The organism is Curtobacterium sp. NPDC090223 (assembly GCF_044746585.1).
In the GTDB taxonomy this organism is placed as follows: domain Bacteria; phylum Actinomycetota; class Actinomycetes; order Actinomycetales; family Microbacteriaceae; genus Curtobacterium.
In genome coordinates, this window is record NZ_JBIVCN010000001.1 from 921,115 (window position 1) to 943,187 (window position 22,073).

Sequence of the window (22,073 nt, forward strand, 5' to 3'; positions counted from 1 at the left end):
ATTACGCCTCGGTCGTCTCTGCGTCGGCGTCGGCCTCGGCCGGAGCGGCCGGGGCCTTCTTCTCCGACTTGGGCTTCAGGACCGCCTTCTTCGACGAGTCGACGACGAAGGCCTCCTTCGGCTGCTTGACCTTGACCTTGGACTCGGTGTCCTTCTCGCCCTTGAACTTGGCCCAGTCACCGGTGAGCTTGAGGAGCGCCGCGACCTGCTCGGTCGGCTGCGCGCCGACGCCGAGCCAGTACTGCGCACGGTCGGACTTGACCTCGATGAACGAGGGCTCCTCGGTCGGGTGGTACTTGCCGATCTCCTCGATGACGCGACCGTCGCGCTTGGTGCGCGAGTCGGCGACGACGATGCGGTAGTACGGCGCCCGGATCTTACCGAGACGCTTGAGACGGATCTTGACAGCCACAAATGCTCCTGTTGCGTGTTGTTGTGGTTGAACCGGAACCGCGGGCGTGGGGGCACGCGCGGTGGAAGCTCGAGAGAATACGTGATCCGCTGGATAGAGGGTCGAGCGGACACGTTTCGACCGTTCATTCTTACAGATGTCGGCCCGAGAAGCGAGCCGGGACGCGCCGCTACGGCGCGAGTGTGCGCACCGCTTCGAGCGCTTCGGACGTCGCGCGGACCGCGTCGACGCTCCGGGCGTCGCGTGCGCCGCCGACGACGGCGAACGGCACACCGACTGCCTGGAGGCCCGACACCAGTCCGGCGGGGTCGTCACCGTCGGTGTCGATCGCCTTCTCCTGCCCCGCGCAGATCACGACGTTGTCCGCCGGCACCATGCGCTCCGCGCCGTCCTCGTCCCGGATCCAGAGCGCCCCGGGTTCGATGCGCAGGTACTCCTGGACGCCGCCGACCATGCGCACGCCGGCGTCCCGCAGCCGGCCGAGCGCCACCCACCGCGAGGTCAGCCCGACGCCCTGGCCGAACTTGCCCGAACGCCGGAGCACGGTGACCTGGTCGCCCGGACGGATGGTCCGCACGGCGACCGGCTGGCGCTGCGGCAGGTCGCCGGTGAGCTCGTCCGCCACGGTCAGGTCCCAGCGCGCGCCGAACTCCGCGGCGCGCACGACCTCGTCCGGGGACTCGGTGAGGAAGGCCGCCGTGTCGACGCCGATGCCTCCGCCGCCGATGATCGCGACCGTGCCCTCGGGGACGCCCTCGCGCAGGGCCTGCTCGTAGGAGCGGACGTGCGGCAGGTCGGCGCCGGCGATGTCGACCGTGCGCGGGACCACCCCGGCCGCCAGCACGACGCCGTCGCTCGACGCCAGGTCGGCTGCCGTCGCGGCACGACCGAGGTGCACGGTGGCCCCGCGGTCCCGCAGCTCGGCGCGCGCGGCCCGGACGGTGGCGGCGTAGTCCTCTTTGCCGGGTACGAGCGCGGCGAGGCCGAACTGGCCGCCGAGCTCGTCCGAGGCCTCCCACAGGGTGACGTCGTGCCCGCGCCGGGCGGCGTCCACGGCGGCGGCCAGCCCGGCCGGTCCCCCGCCGACGACGTCGATGCGCTTCGGGTCCGTCGTCGGGCGTGCCGGGAACGCCACCTCACGGGCGGCGCGCGGGTTGACCAGGCACGAGACCGGCTGGCCGATGATCGAGCGGTCGAGGCATGCCTGGTTGCACCCGATGCAGGTGTTCACCAGCTCGAACCGACCGGCGATCGACCGCGACACCAGCGCGGGGTCCGCGAGGAACGGTCGTGCCAGGGCGACGGCGTCGATGAGTCCGTCGGCGAGCACGGCCTCGCCGTCGCGCAGGTCCGTCATCCGGTTCGACGCGATCACCCGGACGTCCGGGTGCTCGGAGTCGCGGACGACCCGGGCGATGCGCTCCGCGTAGGACAGCCACGCCCCGTGCGGCACGGCGGCCTGCACGGTCGGCGTGCGGGACTCGTGCCAGCCGATCCCGACCGAGATGCCGTCGAGGCCGAGCGGCAGGAGCTCGTGCACCAGCGCGTCGACGTCCTGGTCCGTGGAGGACCCGGGCATCAGGTCGGCGCCGGAGAGCCGGATCGTCACGGCGATGTCCGGCACCGCGGCGCGGATGGCGCGGACGACGGCGACCGGGAACCGGCGACGTGCGGCGGCGGACCCGCCCCACTCGTCGTCACGGAGGTTCGTCAGCGGCGACGCGAACTGGTTGATCAGGTAGCCCTCGGACGCCATGATCTCGACGCCGTCGAAGCCGATGTCGCGTGCGGTACGGGCGGCCGCGGCGAAGTCGGCGATCGTCCGCTCGATGTCCGACGCGGTCATCTCGACCGGCACGACGCCCCGGGCCGCTGCCCACGGCAACGCCGACGGTGCGATCGCGCGCTGCGGCTCGCCGTTCCGGTCGGTCATGCCGCCGACGAGCGCGTACCGGCCGGCGTGGAACAGCTGCGCGAGGATCGTCGCGCCCTCGTCGTGCACGGCGTCGACCGCCACGCGGAAGCGCTCGTCGGCGCCCCCGACGCCGAACACCGCGAAGTCCGGGCCTCCGCGGGCCTCGTCGTTGACCGCGATGCCACCCGTGATGATGCACGCCGCTCCCCCGGCGGCACGCTCACGGTAGAACGCCGCCATCCCGACGCCGCCGTCGTCGTGCACCTCGAGTCCGGTGTGCATCGAGCCCATCACGACCCGGTTGGGCAGGTGCAGCGGGCCGAGCGTCCACGGGGACGCGACGGTTGCGACGGCGGTGTCGGGAGCGGCGACGGTCATGGCTACGAGGCCGAGGCGTCCGTGACGGAGCCGTCGGACGGCAGCACGGCGTCACGGAGCGGCGACGTGGTGTCGGCCCAGTACGGCGGCGCGATGACGGTCAGGCCGCCGTCGACGGAGAGGACCTGGCCCGTGATGTAGGACGCCTTGTCGGACAGCAGGAAGTCCACCGCGTCGGCCATGTCGTCCGCGGTGCCCGGACGCTGCAGCGGCAGCTTCTCGTACACGGTCTCGATCGGCGCCTGGCCGGGGACCTTCGTGTAGAAGTACTCGAGCGAGTCGGTGTCGATGAGCCCGCCGTTGACCGCGTTCACGGTGATCTGGCGCGGGCCGAACTCGACCGCCATGTACTTCATGTAGGACTCGCTCATGGCCTTCGCTGCACCGAGCGCGGCGTAGGTCGGGAACGCGCGGAGCGAGCCGTACGACGTGACGACGACGATCCGGCCGCCCTTGTCCATCAGCTGCGCGGCGCGCTGGGCGCCCAGCACGAACGACCGCGCGTTGGTGGCGTAGCTGCGGTCGAGGTGGTGCAGCTTCAGGTCCGCGACGGGCTTGAACGCGCTCGCGGCGGCGTTCGCGACGAAGTAGTCGAGGCGGCCGTACGTGTCGCGCACCAGGTCGAACAGGGCGTCGATCGACTCCGGCTGCTCGATGTCCACCTGCGCGGTGATGCCGTCGCCGCCGGCGGCCTTGACGTCGGCGAGCGACTCCTCGGCCAGGTCGGCGTTGCCCTTGTACGTCACGACGACGGTCGCGCCGCGCTGGCCGAGCTTCTGCGCGAGCAGCCGGCCGATGCCGCGGGAGGCGCCGGTGATGAGCGCGATGGGTGCGGTGCTGTCGGTCACTTCAGTCCTTTGCGTTGCGTGAGCAGGATGCGGACTGGAGGCTCGTGGCGGGGCCGCCACGAGCCTCCAGGACGGTGCGTGGTGCGGTTCAGAACCCGGCCTGGCCGGTCACGACGGCGCGGCCGACGACGAGCTTCTGGATCTCGTTGGTGCCCTCTTCGAAGCGCTGCGCGCGCGCGTCGCGGTAGACGCGCTCGATGGCGTTGCGCTTCCAGTAGCCCTGGCCGCCGTGCACCTGGAGCGCCTTGTCGGTGACGCGGGCGAGCATGTCGACCGCGACCATCTTCGAGGCGCTGGAGAGCGTGCCGGCGTCGGGGCGGCCCTCTTCGTAGGCGCGAGCCGCCTCGAGCACCAGGGCCCGCGCTGCCGCGATGTCGGCGTAGTTCTCCGCGATGTAGAACTGGATGGCCTGGCGGCTGGAGAGCTTCTTGCCGAACGTCTCGCGCTCGTTCGCGTACTCGACGGCGAGCTCGTTCGCCCGCTCGGCGAGGCCGACGGCGCTCATCGCGACCGAGACGCGGCTCGGGAGCAGGAACCCGCCGAGTGCGACCTCGAGGCCCTGGCCTTCCTCGCCGAGCAGCGCGCTCGCGGGGACGGGGGTGTCGGTGAAGCGCAGGATCGCGTGGTCGGTGCCGCGGATGCCCATGGTGTCGGAGTCGTCGATCACCTCGGCGCCCGGCAGGCCGGTGTTCGGCATGAGGAACGCGACCGTGCCGTCCTGGCCCGTCGTCCCCTCGAGCCGGGCCGCGATGAGCCAGTAGTCGCACTTGACCCCGAACGTGATGAGGTGCTTCTCGCCGTTCATCACGTAGGTGTCGCCCTCACGGCGGACGGTGGTGCGGATGTCCGCGCCGGTGCCGGCCGTGGCCTCGGTCAGGGTGAACGCGACGAGCTTGTCGCCGGCCACGGAGGGCTTGACGACCTCCTCGATCTGCTCCGGGCTGGCGTAGGGGGCCATCGCCCGCCACGTACCGTTGATGACGTGCACGAGCATGCGGATCGACGCGTGCGAACGCGACACGATCTCCATGATCTCGAGGTAACGCGAGAACGGGATGTCCCGGCCGCCGAGCTCGGTCGGGGCCGCGAGGCTCAGCCAGCCCTTGTCCTTGAGTTCCTGGAAGAGCGCGGGCGAGACCTGGCCGGTGCGCTCGATCTCGTTCGCCCAGTCCTCGCCGCGGCCGCGCACCCATTCGGTGACCTCGGCCTTGAGCTGCTGGAAGTCGGCCTCGTTGAACGTGGTCATCTTCGTTACTTCTCCTTCGTCGCGACGAGCGCCGCAGCCTGCTCGCGCAGGACGTTCTTCTGGACCTTGCCGACCGCGTTGCGCGGCAGTTCGGCGATGTACTCCAGGCGCTCGGGCCAGTAGTACTTGGACACGCCGGCACCCTCGAGGTACTGCTGCATCGCGTCGAAGTCGAGTGCTTCGTCCGCGCGGGCACTCACGACGAAGGCGCAGGCGCGCTCCCCGAGGCGCTCGTCGGGCATCGCCACGATGGCGACGTCGGTGACGAGCGGGTGCTGGTAGAGCAGGTTCTCGATCTCGACCACCGGGATCTTCTCGCCGCCGCGGTTGATGACGTCCTTGATGCGCCCGGTGATGGACAGGAAGCCCTGCTCGGACAGCTTCGCGAGGTCGCCGGTCTTGTACCAGCCGTCCTCGGTGAAGACGTCGTCGGTGAGGTCGGGTCGGTCGAGGTAGCCGTCGAACATCGTCGGCGAGTACAGCTCGAAGTTGCCCTCGGTGTCCGCCGGCAGCTCGTTGCCCTCGTCGTCGACGATCCGGATCGTGATGCCCGGCAGTGCACGGCCGTCGTGGCCGTAGGCGTCCGCCGGGTCGTCCGTCGGGCTGGAGAGCGCGCCGAGGCACGTCTCGCTCGTGCCGAACGCGCCGAGGATCGCGGTGCCGAGCACCGTCGCCGCGCGCTGGGCCAGTGCCCGGGGAACCGCGGCCCCGGTCGGGACGAAGATCCGGAGCGCCTCGGGCTGCGGGGCGCCGGCCTCGACCAGGTCGACCAGGTCGGTCAGGAACGGCGTCGCGCACTGCACGAACGTCGCGCCGGCCGCGCCGAAGGCCTGCTCGAGGGCGACCCGTCCGTCCCACACCGGCTGGATGACCTGTGCGGCACCGAGGCGGAACGCCAGGAGCATGCCGTAGAGGAACCCGGTCTGGTGCGCGAGGGGCGACGGGATGTAGATCCGGTCAGCGCTCGTCAGACCGGACTGCGCGACGTGCATCGCCGTGGCGAGGCCGAGCGTGCGGTGCGGGTGCTGCACGCCCTTGGGCTCTCCGGTGGTGCCGGAGGTGAAGAGCAGCTGGCAGATGTCGTCCGGGGTCGGCGCGTGCGAGGCGATCTGGTCGAGGTCCACCTGGACGCTCTCGAGCGCCGTGTCGAAGTACCGCCAGTTCCACTCGCTCGCCGCGACGCGCTCGGCGGCGTCGGCGGGCAGGGGCGCCTGGTTGGTGGGGGTGTCCCCCTGGCCGCGTGCCTCCGAGCGGATGACCACGACGTGCTCGACCGCGAGGCGCCGCTTCTGCGCCTTCGCCTCGTCGACGACGTCGAGGAGCTCGAGCGCCGGGCGGCGCTTCCGGAACACGTTCGGCAGGAACACCACGCGGGCGCGGGACCGGGCCAGCGTCATCGTGGTCTCGCGCGGGCCGAAGACCGGCATGATCGGCGTCGCGACGGCACCGATCTGGATCGCGCCGAGGGTGATCGAGACGAACTCGCGCCAGTTCGGGAGCTGCATCGCGACGGACTCGCCGGTGCGGACGCCGAGCTCGAGGAGCAGGGCGGAGACCTTGTCGGCCTCGTCCTGGAGTTCCTTCCACGTCGTGTTGACGGGCTCGGGACCGCCGACCTCGATCACGGCGAGGCCGTCCGGGTCCTGCTGGGACAGGGTGCGGACCTTCTCGCTGAGGACCAGCGGGTCGGCGTCCACTCCGGTCAGCTCGGGGAGGTCCTCGGCGCGGGTGACCGCGTCGGTGTCCTCACCGAGGTCGGTGTGCTGGTTCGCCACGTCCGCACGGTCGGCGCGGGCATCCGCGGCGGCCATCGCGGCCTCGGCGTCGCCGACCTCCATCTCGAGGCCGACGGAGTTCATCGCCTCGAGGAAGGTCGGGTAGGAGATCCGGTAGGCGCGGGGGTACGTCAGCGCCGAGACGCCGTCGGCTTTCGACGCGGCGACGGCGAGCGACATCAGCACGCGGTGGTCGTTGAACGAGGACATCGAGGCCCCGTGCAGCTCACCCGGGCCGACGCCCGTCACGCGGAGCTCGTCGGCGCCCTGCTCGGCACGGCCGCCCATCCGGTTCAGCTGCAGCATCGCCGCGACGCGGTCGGACTCCTTGAGGCGGATGTGCGCCACGTTCCAGAGCCGGGTCGTGCCCTCGGCGAAGGTCGCCATGGTGGACAGGATCGGCAGGAGGTCCGGGATCGGCTGGCAGTCGATGTCGAGGGGCCTGAGCGGGGAGCCGTCGTGCTCGATGCGGACGAAGCCGGTCTCCTCGTCGATGCGCATCGGCACGCCCATCGCCGTCGCGAGGTCGAGGAACTCGCTCTCCGGGTGGTCGGTGTCGGCGGTCGTGAAGGACGTCATGCCGCGGAGCAGCACGTTCGACTCGCGGATGCCGGCGGCGGCGATGCCGAAGGCCGCGGAGCCGATGTCGGGCGGGATCACGTAGTCGTGCGGGGTCGCCTGCTGGTTCGCCGGGATCCGGTACTCGAGCCAGTCGTCGGAGACCTCGACCGTCAGGCCGAACTGGCGCATCATGCGCACGGTCAGCTCGACGTAGGGCTGCTCGTTCAGCCGGCCCCCGGTGATGTGGATCCGGGTCTCCTGGTCGGCGAACGGCGCGACGAGGAGCAGGCCGGAGATCCACTGCGACAGCGTGCCGGCGATCTGCACGTCGCCACCACGCGGGCGCTTGGGCTGGACGGTGACCGGCGGGCAGTCGTTCGTCGCCTCGAGCTCGACGCCCATCTGCGTCAGCGAGGTGAGCAGCGCCTTGATCGGGCGACGCTGGAAGTACTTCATGCCCGACAGGGTCATCGGCTTGTCCGCCAGGGACGCCAGACCGGTCATGAAGTAGAGCGTCGTGCCGGATGAGCCCATGTTGAGGACCCCGTCGGCGCCACGCGACCCGTGGTCGACGACGTCCGTCGCCTCGTACCGCCCACCGAGCCCGGTGACGTGGTACTCGTTCCCGCGGCGCTTGATGTCGATCCCGAGCGCACGGAGCGTCCCGACGGTCCACTCGACCTGTCGTGTGGTGCTGATCCCGGAGACGATGCTCGTCCCCTTCGCCAGGGACGCGAGCACGAGCGCGCGGTGCGCGTGGTACTTCGAGACCGGGATGTCGAGCTCTCCGACGAGCGGTGCGGACGTACCGCGTACGACCAGCTGCATGCGTTCCTCTTCCCTGTTGAGCGCTTCTACGGTAGTCCCGGTGGGAAGGTCCTGAGAAACCGATCCGCACGATGGGGACAACTGTTCCTTGTGCGTGTCCGACAACGCCCCGGCAGGATGGCTGCATGGACATCCGCTTCACCGAGTCCCGCCCGTCGACCATCGGCGTCGAGTGGGAGCTCCCGCTGGTCGATCGCGAGACCGGCGACCTCACCCCGCGTGCCCCCGCCGTGATCGCCGCCGTGCACGAGCGGCTCGGCGACCACGACAAGGTCACCGAGGAGCTCCTGACCAACACGGTCGAAGTGGTCACCGGTGTGCACTCCCGGGTCCGCGACGCCACGAGCGAGCTGTCCGACACCATCGGCGAGGTCATCGACGCCGCCGCTCCGCTCGACGCCCAGGTCATGTGCTCCGGTACGCATCCGTTCGCCGTCTGGGACCAGCAGGAGATCACCCCGGACAGCGAGCACTACACGACACTGATCGACCGGACGCGCTGGTGGGGACGCCAGATGCTGATCTGGGGCGTGCACGTGCACGTCGGCATCGACGACCGCGACAAGGCACTGCCGATCCTGGGCGCGATGCTCGCCTACGTGCCGCACGTGCAGGCGTTCACCGCCTCGAGCCCGTTCTGGGCGGGGACCGACACCGGGTACGCGTCGAACCGTGCCCTGATGTTCCAGCAGCTCCCCACCGGTGGGCTCCCACCGCAGCTCGGCGCGTGGGCGAACTTCGAGGAGGTCGTCGGCGACCTCACGCACACCGGGGTCATCGAGGGCGTCGGCGACCTGCGCTGGGACATCCGGCCCTCGCCGAAGTGGGGCACGCTGGAGAACCGCGTGTCGGACGGCATCTCCACCCTGCAGGAGGTCGGGGCCGTGACCGCGCTCGTGCAGTGCCTGGTCACCGCGTGCTCCGACCGACTGGACGCCGGCGAGACCCTGCCGACGATGCAGCCGTGGTTCGTCCGCGAGAACAAGTGGCGCGCCGCCCGCTACGGGATGGAGGCGGAGATCATCACGAACACCGCCGGGGACGAACGGCTCGTCACCGACGAGGTGCACGACCTGGTCGCACGCCTCGACCCCGTGGCCGAACGGCTCGGCTGCCAGGAGGAACTGCACCACCTCGACACGATGATCGAGCGCGGCGCGTCCTACCAGCGGCAGCGCAAGGTCGCGCGGGAGAACGGCGGCGACCTGCGCGCCGTCGTCCGCCACCTGGTCCAGGAGTTCACCGACTCCCTCTGACGCGCCGGTCGGATCGCGCGTCACCAGACGACGGACGGGAGGCCCGGTGCCAGCTGGCACCGGGCCTCCCGTCCGTCAGGTGGTCGCGTCAGCGACCGAGGAACTTCTGCAGGCTCGCGAGCTCTTCCTCGGTGGGCGCCTTGCCACCCTTGGCACCGCCGCCCAGGCCCAGACCGGACCCCTTCGGCGCCTGCTGCGGCGCGGCGGCCGTGCCGGCCGCGATCGCCGCACGCTTGGCCGGGTTGCCGACCTTGGACTTCTTCTTGCCGCCGCCCTGCTGCTGCTTCTTGCCGCCGTGCATGCCCGGGATCGGACCCATGCCCGGCATCTGCGGCACCCCGCCGCGGGCGACGGTCTTCATCATCTTCGCCGCCTGCTCGAAGCGGTTCACGAGCTGGTTGACCTCGGTGACGGTGGACCCGGCGCCCTTGGCGATGCGGAGCCGACGCGAACCGTTGAGCAGCTTCGGGAGCTCGCGCTCCTTCGGGGTCATCGACTGGATGATCGCCTCGGTGCGGACGATCTCGCGCTCGTCGAAGTTGTCGAGCGCCTCGCGCATGCCCTTCGCGCCCGGCAGCATCCCGAGCATGCCCTTGATCGAGCCCGCCTTGCGGAGCTGCTGCATCTGCTGCAGGAAGTCGTTCAGCGTGAAGTTGTCGGTCGCGATCTTGTCCGCGACCTTGCGCGCCTCTTCCTCGTCGAAGGCGCCCTGCGCCTGCTCGATGAGGGAGAGGATGTCGCCGAGGTCGAGGATGCGGCTCGCCATGCGGTCCGGGTGGAACGGCTCGAAGTCGTCGAGCGACTCCCCCGTGGACGCGAACATGATCGGGCGGCCCGTGACGCTGGCGACCGACAGGGCCGCACCACCGCGGGCGTCGCCGTCGAGCTTCGACAGCACGACGCCGGTGAAGTCGACGCCCTCCTGGAAGGCACGCGCCGTGGTGACGGCGTCCTGACCGATCATCGCGTCGATGACGAACAGGACCTCGTCGGGGTCGACGGCCTTGCGGATGTTCGCGGCCTGCTTCATCAGCTCGGCGTCCACACCGAGACGACCCGCGGTGTCCACGATGACGGTGTCGTACTGCTGGTCGACCGCGGCCTTGATCGCGTTCTTCGCGACCTTCACCGGGTCACCGACGCCGTTGCCGGGCTCCGGGGCGAAGACGTGCACGCCGGCCTGCTCGCCGACGACCTGCAGCTGCTGCACGGCGTTCGGACGCTGGAGGTCCGCCGCGACCAGCATCGGGGTGTGGCCGTCCTTCTTGAGCCACTTGCCGAGCTTGCCCGCGAGCGTGGTCTTGCCGGCGCCCTGCAGGCCCGCGAGCATGATGACCGTCGGCGGCTTCTTCGCGAACTCGAGACGGCGCTGCTGCCCGCCGAGGATGCCGACGAGTTCCTCGTTGACGATCTGGACGACCTGCTGCGCCGGGTTCAGCGCGCGGTTGACCTCGTCGGAGAGGGCACGCTCGCGCACCGACGCGGTGAAGGCCTTGACGACCTCGAGCGCGACGTCGGCGTCGAGCAGGGCCCGACGGATCTCGCGGACGGTGCCGTCCACGTCCGCCGGGGAGAGTCGTCCCTTCGTCCGCAGGTTGCGGAAGGTCTCGGTCAGCCGATCAGAGAGAGATCCGAATTGCGCCATGATCCGACGATTCTACAGGCCCCTGTATCGACGAGCTCGTCACGACGACAACCAGTTGTTGGACGGAGTCCAACAACTGCCGTACGCTCGCCGCATGCCGGAACTCGAGGTCGTCCGTCTACCGGGCCTGCTCCCCTACGCGGACGGGCTCGCCCTGCAGCGCACCCTCCGCGCCGACGTCGTCGCCGGCCGTTCCCCCGGTGCGCTCGTCCTCTGCGAGCACCCGTCCGTGTACACCGCCGGCAGGCGCACGGAGCCCGCCGACCTGCCGACGAACGGTGCCCCGGTCGTCGAGGTCGACCGCGGCGGCCGCATCACCTGGCACGGTCCAGGGCAGCTCGTCGCGTACCCGATCGTCCGGCTCGCGGAGCCGCTCGACGTCGTCGCGTGGGTGCGCGACCTCGAGCAGGTGGTCATCGACGCCGCGGCCGCCGTCGGGGTCGTCGCCGAACGGGTCGACGGCCGCAGCGGCGCCTGGGTCCGGAATCCGGATGGCACGCACGACAAGGTCGGCGCGATCGGGCTGCACGTCGCCGAGGGCGTCACGAGCCACGGCATCGCGATCAACTGCGGCAACATGCTCGACGCCTACGACGCGATCGTGCCGTGCGGGATCGCCGACGCAGGTGTCACGACGCTCAGCGCAGCGGCGGCGCGGCCCGTCAGCGTCGACGACCTCGCCGACGTCGTGGCGCATCGTGTCCAGGACGCGGTCGACGGCATGCACACCGGCGGACGCATCAGCACGAGTACCAGCAGCACGAAGGAACGGATCCCCGCATGACCCTCACCCCCGAAGGCCGCCGCATGCTCCGGGTCGAAGCGCGCAACGCCGAGACCCCGATCGAGACCAAGCCCGCGTGGATCAAGACCCGCGCCACCCAGGGACCGGAGTTCCGCGACGTCTCGGCGCTCGTGCAGAGCAAGCAGCTGCACACCGTCTGCCAGGAGGCCGGCTGCCCGAACATCTTCGAGTGCTGGGAGGACCGCGAGGCGACCTTCCTGATCGGCGGCTCCCAGTGCACCCGACGCTGCGACTTCTGCCAGATCGACACCGGCAAGCCCGAGCCGCTCGACCGTGACGAACCCCGGCGCGTCGCGGACTCCGTCGCCGACATGGGTCTGCGCTACGCCACGGTCACCGGGGTCGCCCGCGACGACCTGGACGACGGCGGTGCCTGGCTCTACGCCGAGACCATCCGGGCGATCCACGAGCACTCCCCCGGCACCGGCGTGGAGATCCTGGTGCCCGACTTCAACGGCCGCCCCGACCAGCTCGGGCAGGTCTTCGACGCCCGCCCCGAGGTCTTCGCCCACAACGTCGAGACGGTCCCGCGCATCTTCAAGCGCATCCGGCCGGCGTTCCGGTTCGAGCGCTCGCTCGACGTCATCACGCAGGGGCGCGACGCGGGCCTGGTGACGAAGTCGAACCTGATCCTCGGCATGGGCGAGGAGCGCGCCGAGATCGAGGACGCCCTGCAGCAGCTCCACGACGCGGGCACCGACATCATCACGCTGACGCAGTACCTGCGCCCATCGCCCCGGCACCTGCCCGTGGCGCGGTGGGTACGACCGGAGGAGTTCGTCGAGCTCCGCGAGCTCGCCGAGCAGATGGGCTTCGCCGGGGTGCTCGCCGGACCGCTGGTGCGGTCCTCGTACCGCGCCGGGCGCCTGTGGGCACGCGCGACGGTCGCCCGCGGCGGCACCGTGCCGACGCACCTCGCGCACCTGGTGGACGCTCCGGTGGGGCGCCAAGCGGTCTGAGCGCGGCGGAAGCGACAGCGCACGACCATCTGCGCGCCGCAGACCGGCGTACGTCGTCGCTTTCGGCGCGTGCACGCGACCAGGACGACGAACGGGAGGCACGGTGCCAGCTGGCACCGTGCCTCCCGTCGGGTGTTCCGCGCCTATGCGCGGCCGCGGATGCTCCGCAGCAACCATCCGATGACGGCCAGGATGATGAGGACGATCCCGACCCACAGCAGGAACTTCAGTGCACCGACGAAGATGCCGCTGAAGAGCAGGACGAGGCCGACGATGATCGCGATGATCAGCAGTGCTGGCATGTGGGGACTCCTTCCGACGTACCTGGACGATCCCTGTACCGCAGAGACGGTACCCGGAATCAGCCGACGAGGTTCTGCACGAACACGTGCGGGGTGAAGCCGGTGAGGTCGTTGATGCCCTCGCCCTGGCCGATCAGCTTGATCGGGATGCCGGTCTTCTCCTGCACGCTGAGCACGAAGCCGGCCTTCGCGGAGCCGTCGAGCTTGGTGATCACGAGCCCCGTGACGCCGGCGCCCTCGATGAAGGCCTGGGCCTGCGCGAGGCCGTTCTGCCCCGTCGTCGCGTCGAGCACCAGGAGCACCTCGGCGATCTCGGTCTGCTTCTCGACGACGCGCTTGATCTTGCCGAGCTCGTCCATCAGGCCGGCCTTGGTGTGCAGGCGGCCGGCGGTGTCGATGACGACGATCTCGGTGCCGTCGGCGATGGCCTTCTCGACGGTCTGGTAGGCCACCGACGCCGGGTCCTGGCCGGGCTGCGACGGGCGGACGACGTCGACGCCGGCGCGCTGCGCCCAGGTCGCGACCTGCTCGACCGCTGCGGCTCGGAAGGTGTCCGCCGCGCCCACGAGCACGGTCCGGTCGTAGGTCTTCAGGAACTTGGCGAACTTGCCGATCGTGGTGGTCTTGCCGACGCCGTTGACGCCGACGACGAGCACGACGGCGGGCCGGGCGCTGAGCTTCAGCGTGGTGTCGAGCTTCGAGAGTCGTTCCTCGAGCACTTCGCGCAGCATCCGCTGCAGGTCGGCCGGGTCCGTCGTGCCGTAGCGGTCGACGCGGGCACGGAGGTCCTCGATGATCCCCTCGGAGATGTCCGGGCCGAAGTCCGCGCCGATGAGCGCCGTCTCGAGGTCGTCCCAGGTGGTGTCGTCGATGGTCTTCCGCTGGAAGAGACCGCGCAGCCGGGAGGACAGTGACCAGGAACTCGCCATGCTCCCAGCTTAGGGCGCGGCGCTCGCGCCCGGTCCCCGGTATGCTCGGACCCACGAAGGGGAGTATTCCCTCTCGGTGACCCCGTCAGTACGGCCCGGAACGACCCGGGCCCGGGGCGCCGGTCGTGATCGGCCCGGATCCCGGACCACTCGCGGCGGAAGAGACCTTCAGGCCTCGGCGTACCCACCTCTGGGTGTGCCTCTCGACCTGAAGGAACTCCGTTGGACGTCCCCACCTCAGTCTGGCTCATCACCATCGCCGGCATCCTCGCGCTGCTGGTGTTCGACTTCTTCTCGCACGTGCGCACCCCGCACGTGCCACACATCCGCGAGTCGGCGATCTGGTCGGCGGTCTACATCGCCCTCGCCATCGTGTTCGGCATCGGCGTCTGGGTCTTCGGTGGACACCAGGCGGGCGGTGAGTACTTCGCCGGGTGGCTGACCGAGAAGGCACTGTCGGTCGACAACCTGTTCGTCTTCCTCATCATCATGAGCTCGTTCGCGGTGCCGAAGGAGTTCCAGCAGAAGGTGCTGCTCGTCGGCGTCGCGATCGCCCTCGCCGCCCGCGGTGTGTTCATCGCACTCGGCGTCACGATCATCGACAACTTCTCGTGGGTGTTCTACCTGTTCGGTGCGCTCCTGTTCTGGCTCGCCTGGTCGCAGGCCCGCAGCGGCAACGACCACAGCGCCGAGGAGGGCGACTCCCGGCTCATCCGCATCCTCAAGCGGGTCATCCCGACGTCCGACCACTACGACGGCGACAAGCTGACCACGCGGGTCGACGGCAAGCGCCTGTTCACGCCGATGCTGCTCGTGATGGTCGCGATCGGCCTCACCGACGTGCTCTTCGCGCTCGACTCGATCCCCGCGATCTTCGGCCTGACGCAGGACGCCTTCATCGTGTTCACCGCGAACGCGTTCTCGCTGCTCGGGCTCCGGCAGCTGTACTTCCTGATCGCCGGGCTGCTCGAGCGCCTCATCTACCTGGGCCAGGGCCTCGCGGTGATCCTCGGGTTCATCGGCGTGAAGCTCGTGTTCCACGCGATGCACGTCAACGAGCTGCCGTTCATCAACGGCGGCGAGCACATCGAGTGGGCGCCGGAGATCCCGATCTGGTTCTCGCTCGGGTTCATCATGCTGACGATCGCCGTCGCGACGGTGGCCTCGCTCGTGGTGTCGAGCCGGCGCCAGGCGCGCGGGCTGACCCCGACGGGCTCGCAGCCCACGGTGTCGTCCGACGCCTCGTAGCGTTCCGGTCAGGCGACGGCGGGCTCAGCGTCCGCCGTCGCCGGCTCGACCGACCGGCGCTGCACGCGCTGCCCCACGACCGCGGACACGCCGTCCTGGCGCATCGACACCCCGTACAGCGCGTCGGCGATCTCCATCGTGCGCTTCTGGTGCGTGATCACGATGAGCTGCGAGGCCTCGCGGAGCCGCTCGAACACGGTGAGCAGCCGGCCGAGGTTCGCGTCGTCGAGGGCGGCCTCGACCTCGTCCATGATGTAGAACGGCGACGGCCTGGCGGTGAAGATCGCCACGAGCAGCGCCACCGCCGCCAGGGACCGCTCCCCGCCGGACAGCAGCGTCAGCCGGTCGATCTTCTTGCCGGCGGGCTTCACCTGCACGTCGATGCCCGTCGCGAGCAGGTCCGTCGGGTTCGTCAGCGTGATCGAGCCCGAACCGCCCGGGAAGAGGATCGGGAAGATCACGTCGAACGCGTCCTTCGTGTCGTTGAACGCCGACTCGAAGATGGTCTGCATCTTCGCGTCGAGCTCATCGATGATCGTCATCAGGTCGGTCCGGGTCTTCTGCAGGTCCTCGAGCTGCTCGGCGAGGAACGCGTGCCGCTGCTCGAGCGCCTGGAACTCCTCGAGCGCGAGCGGGTTCACCTTGCCGAGCTGGCCGAGGTCGCGCTCGGCGGCCTTGAGACGGCGCTCCTGCTCCGCGCGGACGTAGGGCACGGTCGCCACGCCGGCGAGGTCGACGTCGTCGGTCGCGTCGAACTCCGGCAGCGCGTCGGGCAGCGCGGGGCCGCCCGGCAGCGTCGACTCGGCCTCGACGAGCGCGATCGAGTCAGCGTCGTCAGCGTCGTCGGTGTCCACGACGTCCGCGGTGTCCTGCTCCACCGTGTCTGCGGCGTCGGCGGGGTCGGCCGCCGCGGCAGCAGCCGCCCGCTCGGCCTCGCGGTGCTTCCGGGCCAGGACGCGCGGGTCCACCAGCACGTCGACGGGCACCGGCACGTCCGGGCCGTACTCCGCCACGAGCACGGCCTCGACGAGCCCGAGCTCGCTCTGCGCCCGGTCGAGCACGCCGGACACGTGCAGCTTCTTCTCGTAGATCTCCATCTCGAGCGAGTGCACCCCGTCGGTGATCGACTGCAGCCGGTCCCGGAGCTCGCGTTCCTCGTTCCGGATGGTCTGCAGCTCGGTGTTCCGCTTCGAGCGCTCCGACTCCTCGGTCGCCAGCTGCACCCGGGCCTGGGCGAGTGAGCGGTCCACCGCGGCGAGTACCTCGGGCAGGTCCGCGAGGACGCTCTCCGCCGTCGCCATCTGGCCACGGCGGATGACCGCGAGCCGTGCCGCCTCTTCGGCCGCGGCCCGTTCCGCCTCGAGCTGCCGGCCGAGCTGGGCGGCACGACCGCGCTCGGACCGTGCGCGTTCGCGGACGGTCTCGATCTGGATGCGCTGCTCGATCTCGGCGGCACGTGCGGCCTCGAGCGCGTCGAGCAGCGCGGGACGCTCGGAGGCGTCCACGGTCGGACGCTGCTCGGCGGCGTGCGCCTCGCGCGCCTGCTCAGCCTCGGCGAGCACGGCCTCCGCCGACTCCACGGCGCCGTCGGTCTCGCCGAGCGCGGCCCGCAGGCGCTCGACCTCGGCGTTCGCGTTCTCCGCCCGTGCCCGCACCGAGGCACTGGTCCGGTCGTACTCCGCCACCGCGGCGGCGTGCGCACGGCTCGCGCGGTCGGCATCGTCCGCAGCGCGTCGCGCGTCGTCGACGGCGCTCCGCGCGGCCTGGAGGCTCGTGGCCACGTCCTCCGCGTCGGTCGCGATCGCGTCGCGGCGCGCCACGGCGTCGTCGCGTTCCGCCACGAGCTCGATCCGCGAGGTGGTGCGCTCACCGCCACCGGTCACGCGGACCGCACGGACGAGGTCACCCGACCGTGTCACGACCGTCGCGCGCGGGGCGGCGGCGAGCACGGCCTCCAGGTCGACGTCGTCGTCCACCGCGACCAGCGTGTCGGCCAGGATCGCGGCGAGTGCGGGCGGGCCGGTGACCAGGTCGAGGGCACGGCGGACGCCGGCGGGGATGGTCGCGGTGTCTGCCGGTCCGGGGGCGCCCCCGTCGGCGACGACGACGTCGATGCGGCCGATGTCCTGGTGCCGGGCGTGCGCGACGGCGTCGAGCGCCACCGTGCGGTCCTCGGCGAGGACCGCGTCGGCCAGGCCGTCGAGCGCGGCCGCGATGGCGCCCTCGAATCCCGGGGTCACCGTGAGGTGGTCGGCGAGGCGGCCGACGATCCCGGCGCGGCCGGCGTCGATGAGCGCCTGCGAACCGTCGCGGACGTCGATCGACATGCCGAGGGCGGCCACGCGGGCGTCCAGGGCGTCGCGTTCGCGCTCGAGGGCGTGCAGCCGGTCGCGCAGGTCGTCGCGGGCGGTCTGTGCCCGCTCGAGCCGGTCGCGCGCGGCGTCGAGCGTGGTCTGCAGCGTCTCCGGGTCCGTCTCCGCGGACGGGTCGGTGCCGACGTCGGCGAGGGCGGCGTCGGCGACGCGGGCGCGCTCGGTCGCCTCGGTCAGGGCGCGCTCGCGGCGTTCGCGGTCGGCGACGGCGGAGCCGCGCTTCGACCGGGCGACGTCCACCGTGCTGGCGAGACGCTGGGCGTCCAGGTCGTGCTGCGCGACGAGCGCGGCCTGCGCGGCGATCCGCTCGTCGAGCGCGTCGAGGGCGGCGCGGGCGCTCCGGACGGTCTCGGCGGCCGTGGCCTGCCCGCCGGCCATCTCGGCGGCCCTGACGTCGAGCCGGTCGGCCTCGGCGCGGACGCCGGCGACGCGTTCGGGCGTGATCGTGGGGCCCTGCTGCGGGGCGTCGGCCTGCTGCGCGAGGAACATCAGGCGCTGGTTCGCGAGGCTCGACAGTCCGCGGAGCCGCTCCTGCACGCTCTCCAGCCGGTGCACGACGGTCCGGGCGCGGTCCACGTCGTCGCCGACCATGCTCTGCTCGACGTGCTGCTGGCGGGCGCGGGTCTGGTCGAGGCGCTCGGTGAGGACGATGCGCTCCGACTTCCGGCCGGCCTCGACCTCCTGGTGCTCGTGCAGCTCGCGGCGCAGGCGGACGACGTCGTCCGCGAGGATGCGGGCCTTGGCGTCACGGGCGACGGCGGCGACGGACTGCGCCTTGCGGGCGACCTCGGCCTGGCGCCCGAGGGGCTTCAGCTGGCGGCGGATCTCCCCCGCCAGGTCGGACAGGCGGGTCAGGTTGGTCTGCATCGCCTCGAGCTTGCGGAGGGTCTTCTCCTTGCGCCGGCGGTGCTTGAGGATGCCGGCGGCCTCCTCGATGAAGCCGCGGCGGTCCTCCGGGGTGGCGTGCAGGACCTTGTCGAGCTGCCCCTGCCCGACGATGACGTGCATCTCGCGGCCGAGGCCGGTGTCGCTCAGCAGCTCCTGGACGTCGAGCAGGCGGCAGTTCTCGCCGTTGATCGCGTACTCGCTCCCGCCGTTCCGGAACAGCGTGCGGGAGATCGTCACCTCGCTGTAGTCGATCGGCAGCAGCCCGTCGGCGTTGTCGATCGTCAGGAGCACCTGTGCACGACCGAGCGGACCCCGGGTCGAGGTGCCGGCGAAGATGACGTCCTCCATCTTGCCGCCGCGGAGGGTCTTCGCCCCCTGCTCCCCCATCACCCAGGCGAGGGCGTCGACCACGTTGGACTTGCCGGAGCCGTTGGGACCGACGATGCAGGTGACGCCGGGCTCGAACGCGAAGGTCGTCGGCTGCGCGAAGGACTTGAACCCCTTGATGGTCAGGCTCTTCAAGTACATGCGGTCTCCGGGTGGGTCGTTCCTTGCGGTACTGGCTCGCTTCCGGGCAGGCTAACGCGTCCGGACCCGCGGGCGCGGTTGGCACACGGGGCAGACGTGGCTCGAACGGTTCATGAACTCCTGCCGGACGATCGTCGTGCCGCAGCGGGGACACGGCTCCCCCTGCTGCCCGTAGACGTTGAGCCGCTGCGAGAAGTACCCGGACTGCCCGTTCACGTTGACGTACTGGGCGTCGAAGCTCGTGCCGCCGTCCTCGAGGGCACGCGCGAGCACGCTCCGCACCTCGTCCAGGAGCAGCTGCACCGACGCACGCGGCAGTCGGTCGGCGGGCCGGTCGTAGTGCAGCTTCGCGGCCCACAGCGACTCGTCGGCGTAGATGTTCCCGATGCCGCTCACGACCCCCTGGTCCAGGAGGACCCGCTTGATGCCGCTCGAGCGCTTCCGGGCCATCTGGACGAACCGGGCGTCGTCGAACGCCGGGTCGAGGGGATCGCGGGCGATGTGCGACACCTGCCCCGGGATGTCCCGACGCCACGGTGCGTCGGGCTCACGCTCGTCGACGGCGCCGGCGAACCCGGCGGGAGCACCGTCGATCGTCGGCACCATCGTGTCGAGCGCCATCGAGCCGAACGTGCGCTGGTCGACGAACTCCAGCTCGACGGGTCGTTCGGGGCTGCCGTCGCGGTCGGTGCCGGCCGGCTGGACCTCGAGCAGGATGCGGCGGTGCTTCGCCACGGGGCGGTCGCGGCCGAGCAGGATCTGCCCGCTCATGCCGAGGTGGGCAACGAGGGCCTCGGGGCGACCGTCCTCCCCGGGTTCCACGAGGGGCATCCAGAGGAACTTGCCACGGCGGACGGCCGCGGCGATGGTCCGGCCGGTGAGGCGGTGTGCGAAGTCCTCGGCAGGGCCGTCGTGCCGGGTCAGGGCGCGGTCGTCCACGACGTGCACGGCGAGGACGCGGGCGCCGCTGACGGCGGGTTCGAGGCCGGCGCGGACGACCTCGACCTCGGGGAGTTCCGGCACGCCCTACGCCGCCGGGGTGCCGGCGGCCGCGTCCGCTGCCGGGGTGCCGGCGGCATCTGCCGTGTCGCTGCTGCGGCCGGAGAGGCGTGTCCAGGCGTCGAGCGCCGCGGCCATCTCGGCCGTCTTCTTGCTGGAACCGGAGCCGGTGGCGACGTCCTCGCCGTGGAGCACGACGGTCGCGTGGAAGGTCTTGTCGTGGTCGGGGCCCTCTTCGGTCACCCGGTAGGCCGGGTTGCCGAGGGACAGCGACGACGCGAGCTCCTGCAGGCTCGTCTTCGGGTCCATCGCGGCCCCGAACCGGTCGGGGTCGATGAGGAGCGGCTCGACGAGCCGGAGCACGAGTGCGGTGGCCTCGTCGGGGCCGGCGGACAGGTAGGTCGCGCCGATGATCGCCTCGACGGTGTCCGCGAGGATCGAGGACTTGTCCCGACCGCCGGTCTGCTCCTCGCCCTTGCCGAGCCGGAGGTAGGCGCCGAGCCCGTTGATCCGGGCGATCTCCGCGAGTGCGACCGTCGAGACGAGGCTCGCCCGGCGCTTGGCCAGGTCGCCTTCGTCGAGGTCGGGGAAGTCGCGGTACAGCTTCACCGTCACGGCTTGGCCGAGGATGGAGTCCCCGAGGAACTCGAGGCGTTCGTTGTGCTTGATCCCGCCGTGCTCGTACGCGAACGAGCGGTGGGTCAGTGCGAGTCGGAGCAGCTCCGGGTCCACCTGGACCCGGAGGAGCTCACCCAGACGAGCGACGTCCGACCCCGCGGGGTTGGACCCCGCGGAGCCGGACGTCGTGCTCATGTGGTTCGTCCGATCAGACGTCGGCGACCTTGCGGCCCTTGTACTCCATGTACAGGGGGGTGCCGGCCGAGTCCTCGACGACCTTCGCACGGTGCGGGAGGCTGTAGGTGACCTGACCGTTCTCGATCGTCTTCACGAGCTGGACCGGCGCGGCCTTCCACTGCGAACGACGGGCGTGCGTGTTGGCACGGGACTGCTTGCGCTTGGGAACGGCCATGGTGGTTCTCTTTCGGTTGGTCGGTGGTCAGTCGGTGGGAGTGCGGTCGCTGTCGTCGAACATCAGTCCGCCGAGTGCTGCCCAGCGGGGGTCCGTGGGCTCGGAAGCCGCGCGGTCACCCAGGTCTGCCAGGCGTTCGCCCGTCTCCGGGTCGAGTCCGGGGCAGTCCGGCCGGCAGACCGGCTGGAACGGCAGTGACAGCACCACCGCGTCTCGAACGACCGGTTCACAATCCACGTGGTCATCGTGAACATGGAAGTCGAAATCCTCCGAGGGATCATACGCGAACAGCTCGGCGAAATCGACTTCGACCGGTTCGGAGATGTCGATGAGGCAGCGCGAGCACTGCCCCGTCGCCTCGGCGGAGGCGTGTCCGGAGACGAGCACGCCCTCGTGGAGGCCCTCGAGCCGCAACTCGATGTGCATGTCATCGCCCTCACGGACGGCCACCACGCCGGCACCGAGGGTCTCGGGGACGGCGATGTCGAGCGTGTGCTCGCGCATCTCGCCCGGGCGGTGCGCGAGGTCACGCACGCGCAGGGCGTAGGGGCTGTTCACGGGGGAAGACACGATCGACCATCCTAGCGCGGGTACGCCGCCACGTCGAGGAGCGGCGTGCCGTGTCGCGCTCCGGCTCAGCTCCTGCGGCTCCGGAGTGCCCGGTCGACCACCGCGGGGACGTACGGGCTCACGTCGCCCCCGAGGGAAGAGACCTGACGGATGAGCGAGCTGGACACGTGCGCACGGGACGCCTCGGGCAGCAGGAACACGGTCTCGACGTCCGCGAGGTGGCGGTTCATGATCGCCATCGGGGTCTCGTACGCGACGTCCTCACCGGAGCGCACGCCCTTCACGAGGACGGTCGCGCCGACCTGTCGGCAGTAGTCGACGAGCAGCCCGGCGGTCCACTCCCCGACCCGGATGTTCCCCGGGGCGCCGGCCTCGGCGAGGGACTCCTCGATCAGCCGGACCCGGTCGACCGCGTCGAACATCGCGGAGGGCTTCTCCGGGTTGTGGACCACGAGGACGTGCACCTCGTCGAAGAGTCCGGCGGCTCGGCCGATCACGTCGAGGTGCCCGAGGGTCACGGGGTCGAAGGAGCCGGGGACGACCGCGATCTGCGCCATGCCCCCGACGATACCGGGACCA

General features: G+C 71.0%; 18 protein-coding genes. 4 read left to right on the forward strand and 14 right to left on the reverse strand.

Features of this window, described 5'->3' with window-relative positions:
• Window position 1: 1 nt before the first annotated feature.
• The 5 genes from rpsP to aroA form a co-directional block, all read right to left on the reverse strand.
• A complete protein-coding gene (rpsP, locus tag ACIPJY_RS04300; protein ID WP_400459018.1) occupies window positions 2–412 on the reverse strand; it encodes a 30S ribosomal protein S16 in 411 nt (136 codons plus the stop codon).
• 169 nt (window positions 413–581) lie between these two features.
• Window positions 582–2,705 carry an FAD-dependent oxidoreductase gene (locus ACIPJY_RS04305; RefSeq protein WP_400459016.1) on the reverse strand — a complete coding sequence of 708 codons (2,124 nt, stop codon included), beginning with the start codon at window positions 2,703–2,705 and terminating at the stop codon, window positions 582–584.
• A 2-nt stretch (window positions 2,706–2,707) separates the two neighbouring features.
• Window positions 2,708–3,553, reverse strand: a complete 846-nt coding sequence (locus ACIPJY_RS04310; RefSeq protein ID WP_400459013.1) for an SDR family oxidoreductase — start codon at window positions 3,551–3,553, stop codon at window positions 2,708–2,710.
• 88 nt (window positions 3,554–3,641) lie between these two features.
• A complete protein-coding gene (locus tag ACIPJY_RS04315) occupies window positions 3,642–4,799 on the reverse strand; it encodes an acyl-CoA dehydrogenase family protein (protein WP_400459011.1) in 1,158 nt (385 codons plus the stop codon).
• 5 nt (window positions 4,800–4,804) lie between these two features.
• Complete coding sequence (gene aroA / locus ACIPJY_RS04320; RefSeq protein ID WP_400459008.1) at window positions 4,805–7,963, reverse strand: 3-phosphoshikimate 1-carboxyvinyltransferase; 3,159 nt, start codon at window positions 7,961–7,963, stop codon at window positions 4,805–4,807.
• Window positions 7,964–8,088: 125 nt separating this feature from the next.
• Here aroA and ACIPJY_RS04325 point away from each other — a divergent pair, with 125 nt between their 5' ends.
• Window positions 8,089–9,219 (forward strand): glutamate--cysteine ligase, encoded by a 1,131-nt coding sequence (locus ACIPJY_RS04325; protein ID WP_400459005.1) that lies wholly within the window; start codon window positions 8,089–8,091, stop codon window positions 9,217–9,219.
• An 88-nt stretch (window positions 9,220–9,307) separates the two neighbouring features.
• Here ACIPJY_RS04325 and ffh read toward each other — a convergent pair whose 3' ends face one another.
• Window positions 9,308–10,864 carry a signal recognition particle protein gene (ffh, locus tag ACIPJY_RS04330; RefSeq protein WP_400459002.1) on the reverse strand — a complete coding sequence of 519 codons (1,557 nt, stop codon included), beginning with the start codon at window positions 10,862–10,864 and terminating at the stop codon, window positions 9,308–9,310.
• Window positions 10,865–10,958: 94 nt separating this feature from the next.
• Here ffh and lipB point away from each other — a divergent pair, with 94 nt between their 5' ends.
• Both lipB and lipA read left to right on the forward strand, forming a co-directional pair.
• Complete coding sequence (gene lipB, locus ACIPJY_RS04335; protein ID WP_400459000.1) at window positions 10,959–11,648, forward strand: lipoyl(octanoyl) transferase LipB; 690 nt, start codon at window positions 10,959–10,961, stop codon at window positions 11,646–11,648.
• On the forward strand, window positions 11,645–12,628 hold the full coding sequence (gene lipA, locus ACIPJY_RS04340; RefSeq protein ID WP_400458997.1) for a lipoyl synthase: 984 nt from the start codon (window positions 11,645–11,647) through the stop codon (window positions 12,626–12,628). The genes lipB and lipA overlap by 4 nt, the downstream gene beginning before the upstream one ends.
• 143 nt (window positions 12,629–12,771) lie before the next feature.
• Here lipA and ACIPJY_RS04345 read toward each other — a convergent pair whose 3' ends face one another.
• Both ACIPJY_RS04345 and ftsY read right to left on the reverse strand, forming a co-directional pair.
• Window positions 12,772–12,930 carry a DUF4175 domain-containing protein gene (locus tag ACIPJY_RS04345; protein ID WP_139199230.1) on the reverse strand — a complete coding sequence of 53 codons (159 nt, stop codon included), beginning with the start codon at window positions 12,928–12,930 and terminating at the stop codon, window positions 12,772–12,774.
• Between the two features lie 59 nt (window positions 12,931–12,989).
• Window positions 12,990–13,859, reverse strand: a complete 870-nt coding sequence (ftsY, locus tag ACIPJY_RS04350; RefSeq protein WP_400458993.1) for a signal recognition particle-docking protein FtsY — start codon at window positions 13,857–13,859, stop codon at window positions 12,990–12,992.
• 222 nt (window positions 13,860–14,081) lie between these two features.
• Between ftsY and ACIPJY_RS04355 the strand changes: the two genes are divergently transcribed.
• Window positions 14,082–15,107 (forward strand): TerC family protein, encoded by a 1,026-nt coding sequence (locus ACIPJY_RS04355; protein ID WP_400458990.1) that lies wholly within the window; start codon window positions 14,082–14,084, stop codon window positions 15,105–15,107.
• A gap of 8 nt (window positions 15,108–15,115) precedes the next feature.
• On the opposite strand, the gene ACIPJY_RS04360 is transcribed toward ACIPJY_RS04355, so the two are convergent.
• The 6 genes from ACIPJY_RS04360 to coaD all read right to left on the reverse strand — a co-directional run bounded on the left by ACIPJY_RS04360 (window position 15,116) and on the right by coaD (window position 22,051).
• A complete protein-coding gene (locus tag ACIPJY_RS04360; RefSeq protein ID WP_400458988.1) occupies window positions 15,116–18,895 on the reverse strand; it encodes an AAA family ATPase in 3,780 nt (1,259 codons plus the stop codon).
• Window positions 18,896–18,946: 51 nt separating this feature from the next.
• Window positions 18,947–19,918, reverse strand: a complete 972-nt coding sequence (mutM, locus tag ACIPJY_RS04365; RefSeq protein ID WP_400458985.1) for a bifunctional DNA-formamidopyrimidine glycosylase/DNA-(apurinic or apyrimidinic site) lyase — start codon at window positions 19,916–19,918, stop codon at window positions 18,947–18,949.
• 3 nt (window positions 19,919–19,921) lie between these two features.
• The gene (gene rnc, locus ACIPJY_RS04370) at window positions 19,922–20,707 is read right to left on the reverse strand and encodes a ribonuclease III (protein WP_400458984.1); all 786 of its coding nucleotides are present in this window, start codon (window positions 20,705–20,707) and stop codon (window positions 19,922–19,924) included.
• A 13-nt stretch (window positions 20,708–20,720) separates the two neighbouring features.
• Window positions 20,721–20,924 carry a 50S ribosomal protein L32 gene (rpmF, locus tag ACIPJY_RS04375; protein WP_056126067.1) on the reverse strand — a complete coding sequence of 68 codons (204 nt, stop codon included), beginning with the start codon at window positions 20,922–20,924 and terminating at the stop codon, window positions 20,721–20,723.
• Window positions 20,925–20,951: 27 nt separating this feature from the next.
• Window positions 20,952–21,494, reverse strand: coding sequence for a YceD family protein (locus ACIPJY_RS04380; RefSeq protein WP_400468134.1), 543 nt, complete (start codon window positions 21,492–21,494; stop codon window positions 20,952–20,954).
• Between the two features lie 65 nt (window positions 21,495–21,559).
• The gene (gene coaD, locus ACIPJY_RS04385; protein WP_400458980.1) at window positions 21,560–22,051 is read right to left on the reverse strand and encodes a pantetheine-phosphate adenylyltransferase; all 492 of its coding nucleotides are present in this window, start codon (window positions 22,049–22,051) and stop codon (window positions 21,560–21,562) included.
• Window positions 22,052–22,073: the final 22 nt, after the last annotated feature.

What these genes read in the sequence shown, in the direction of transcription:
- ACIPJY_RS04305 (WP_400459016.1), bottom strand. Translation starts at nt 2,705, where the DNA reads ATGACCGTCGCCGCTCCCGACACCGCCGTCGCAACCGTCGCGTCCCCG.
- ACIPJY_RS04315 (WP_400459011.1), bottom strand. Translation starts at nt 4,799, where the DNA reads ATGACCACGTTCAACGAGGCCGACTTCCAGCAGCTCAAGGCCGAGGTC.
- aroA (WP_400459008.1), bottom strand. Translation starts at nt 7,963, where the DNA reads ATGCAGCTGGTCGTACGCGGTACGTCCGCACCGCTCGTCGGAGAGCTC.
- ACIPJY_RS04325 (WP_400459005.1), top strand. Translation starts at nt 8,089, where the DNA reads ATGGACATCCGCTTCACCGAGTCCCGCCCGTCGACCATCGGCGTCGAG.
- ffh (WP_400459002.1), bottom strand. Translation starts at nt 10,864, where the DNA reads ATGGCGCAATTCGGATCTCTCTCTGATCGGCTGACCGAGACCTTCCGC.
- lipB (WP_400459000.1), top strand. Translation starts at nt 10,959, where the DNA reads ATGCCGGAACTCGAGGTCGTCCGTCTACCGGGCCTGCTCCCCTACGCG.
- lipA (WP_400458997.1), top strand. Translation starts at nt 11,645, where the DNA reads ATGACCCTCACCCCCGAAGGCCGCCGCATGCTCCGGGTCGAAGCGCGC.
- ACIPJY_RS04345 (WP_139199230.1), bottom strand. Translation starts at nt 12,930, where the DNA reads ATGCCAGCACTGCTGATCATCGCGATCATCGTCGGCCTCGTCCTGCTC.
- ftsY (WP_400458993.1), bottom strand. Translation starts at nt 13,859, where the DNA reads ATGGCGAGTTCCTGGTCACTGTCCTCCCGGCTGCGCGGTCTCTTCCAG.
- ACIPJY_RS04360 (WP_400458988.1), bottom strand. Translation starts at nt 18,895, where the DNA reads ATGTACTTGAAGAGCCTGACCATCAAGGGGTTCAAGTCCTTCGCGCAG.
- rnc (WP_400458984.1), bottom strand. Translation starts at nt 20,707, where the DNA reads ATGAGCACGACGTCCGGCTCCGCGGGGTCCAACCCCGCGGGGTCGGAC.
- rpmF (WP_056126067.1), bottom strand. Translation starts at nt 20,924, where the DNA reads ATGGCCGTTCCCAAGCGCAAGCAGTCCCGTGCCAACACGCACGCCCGT.
- coaD (WP_400458980.1), bottom strand. Translation starts at nt 22,051, where the DNA reads ATGGCGCAGATCGCGGTCGTCCCCGGCTCCTTCGACCCCGTGACCCTC.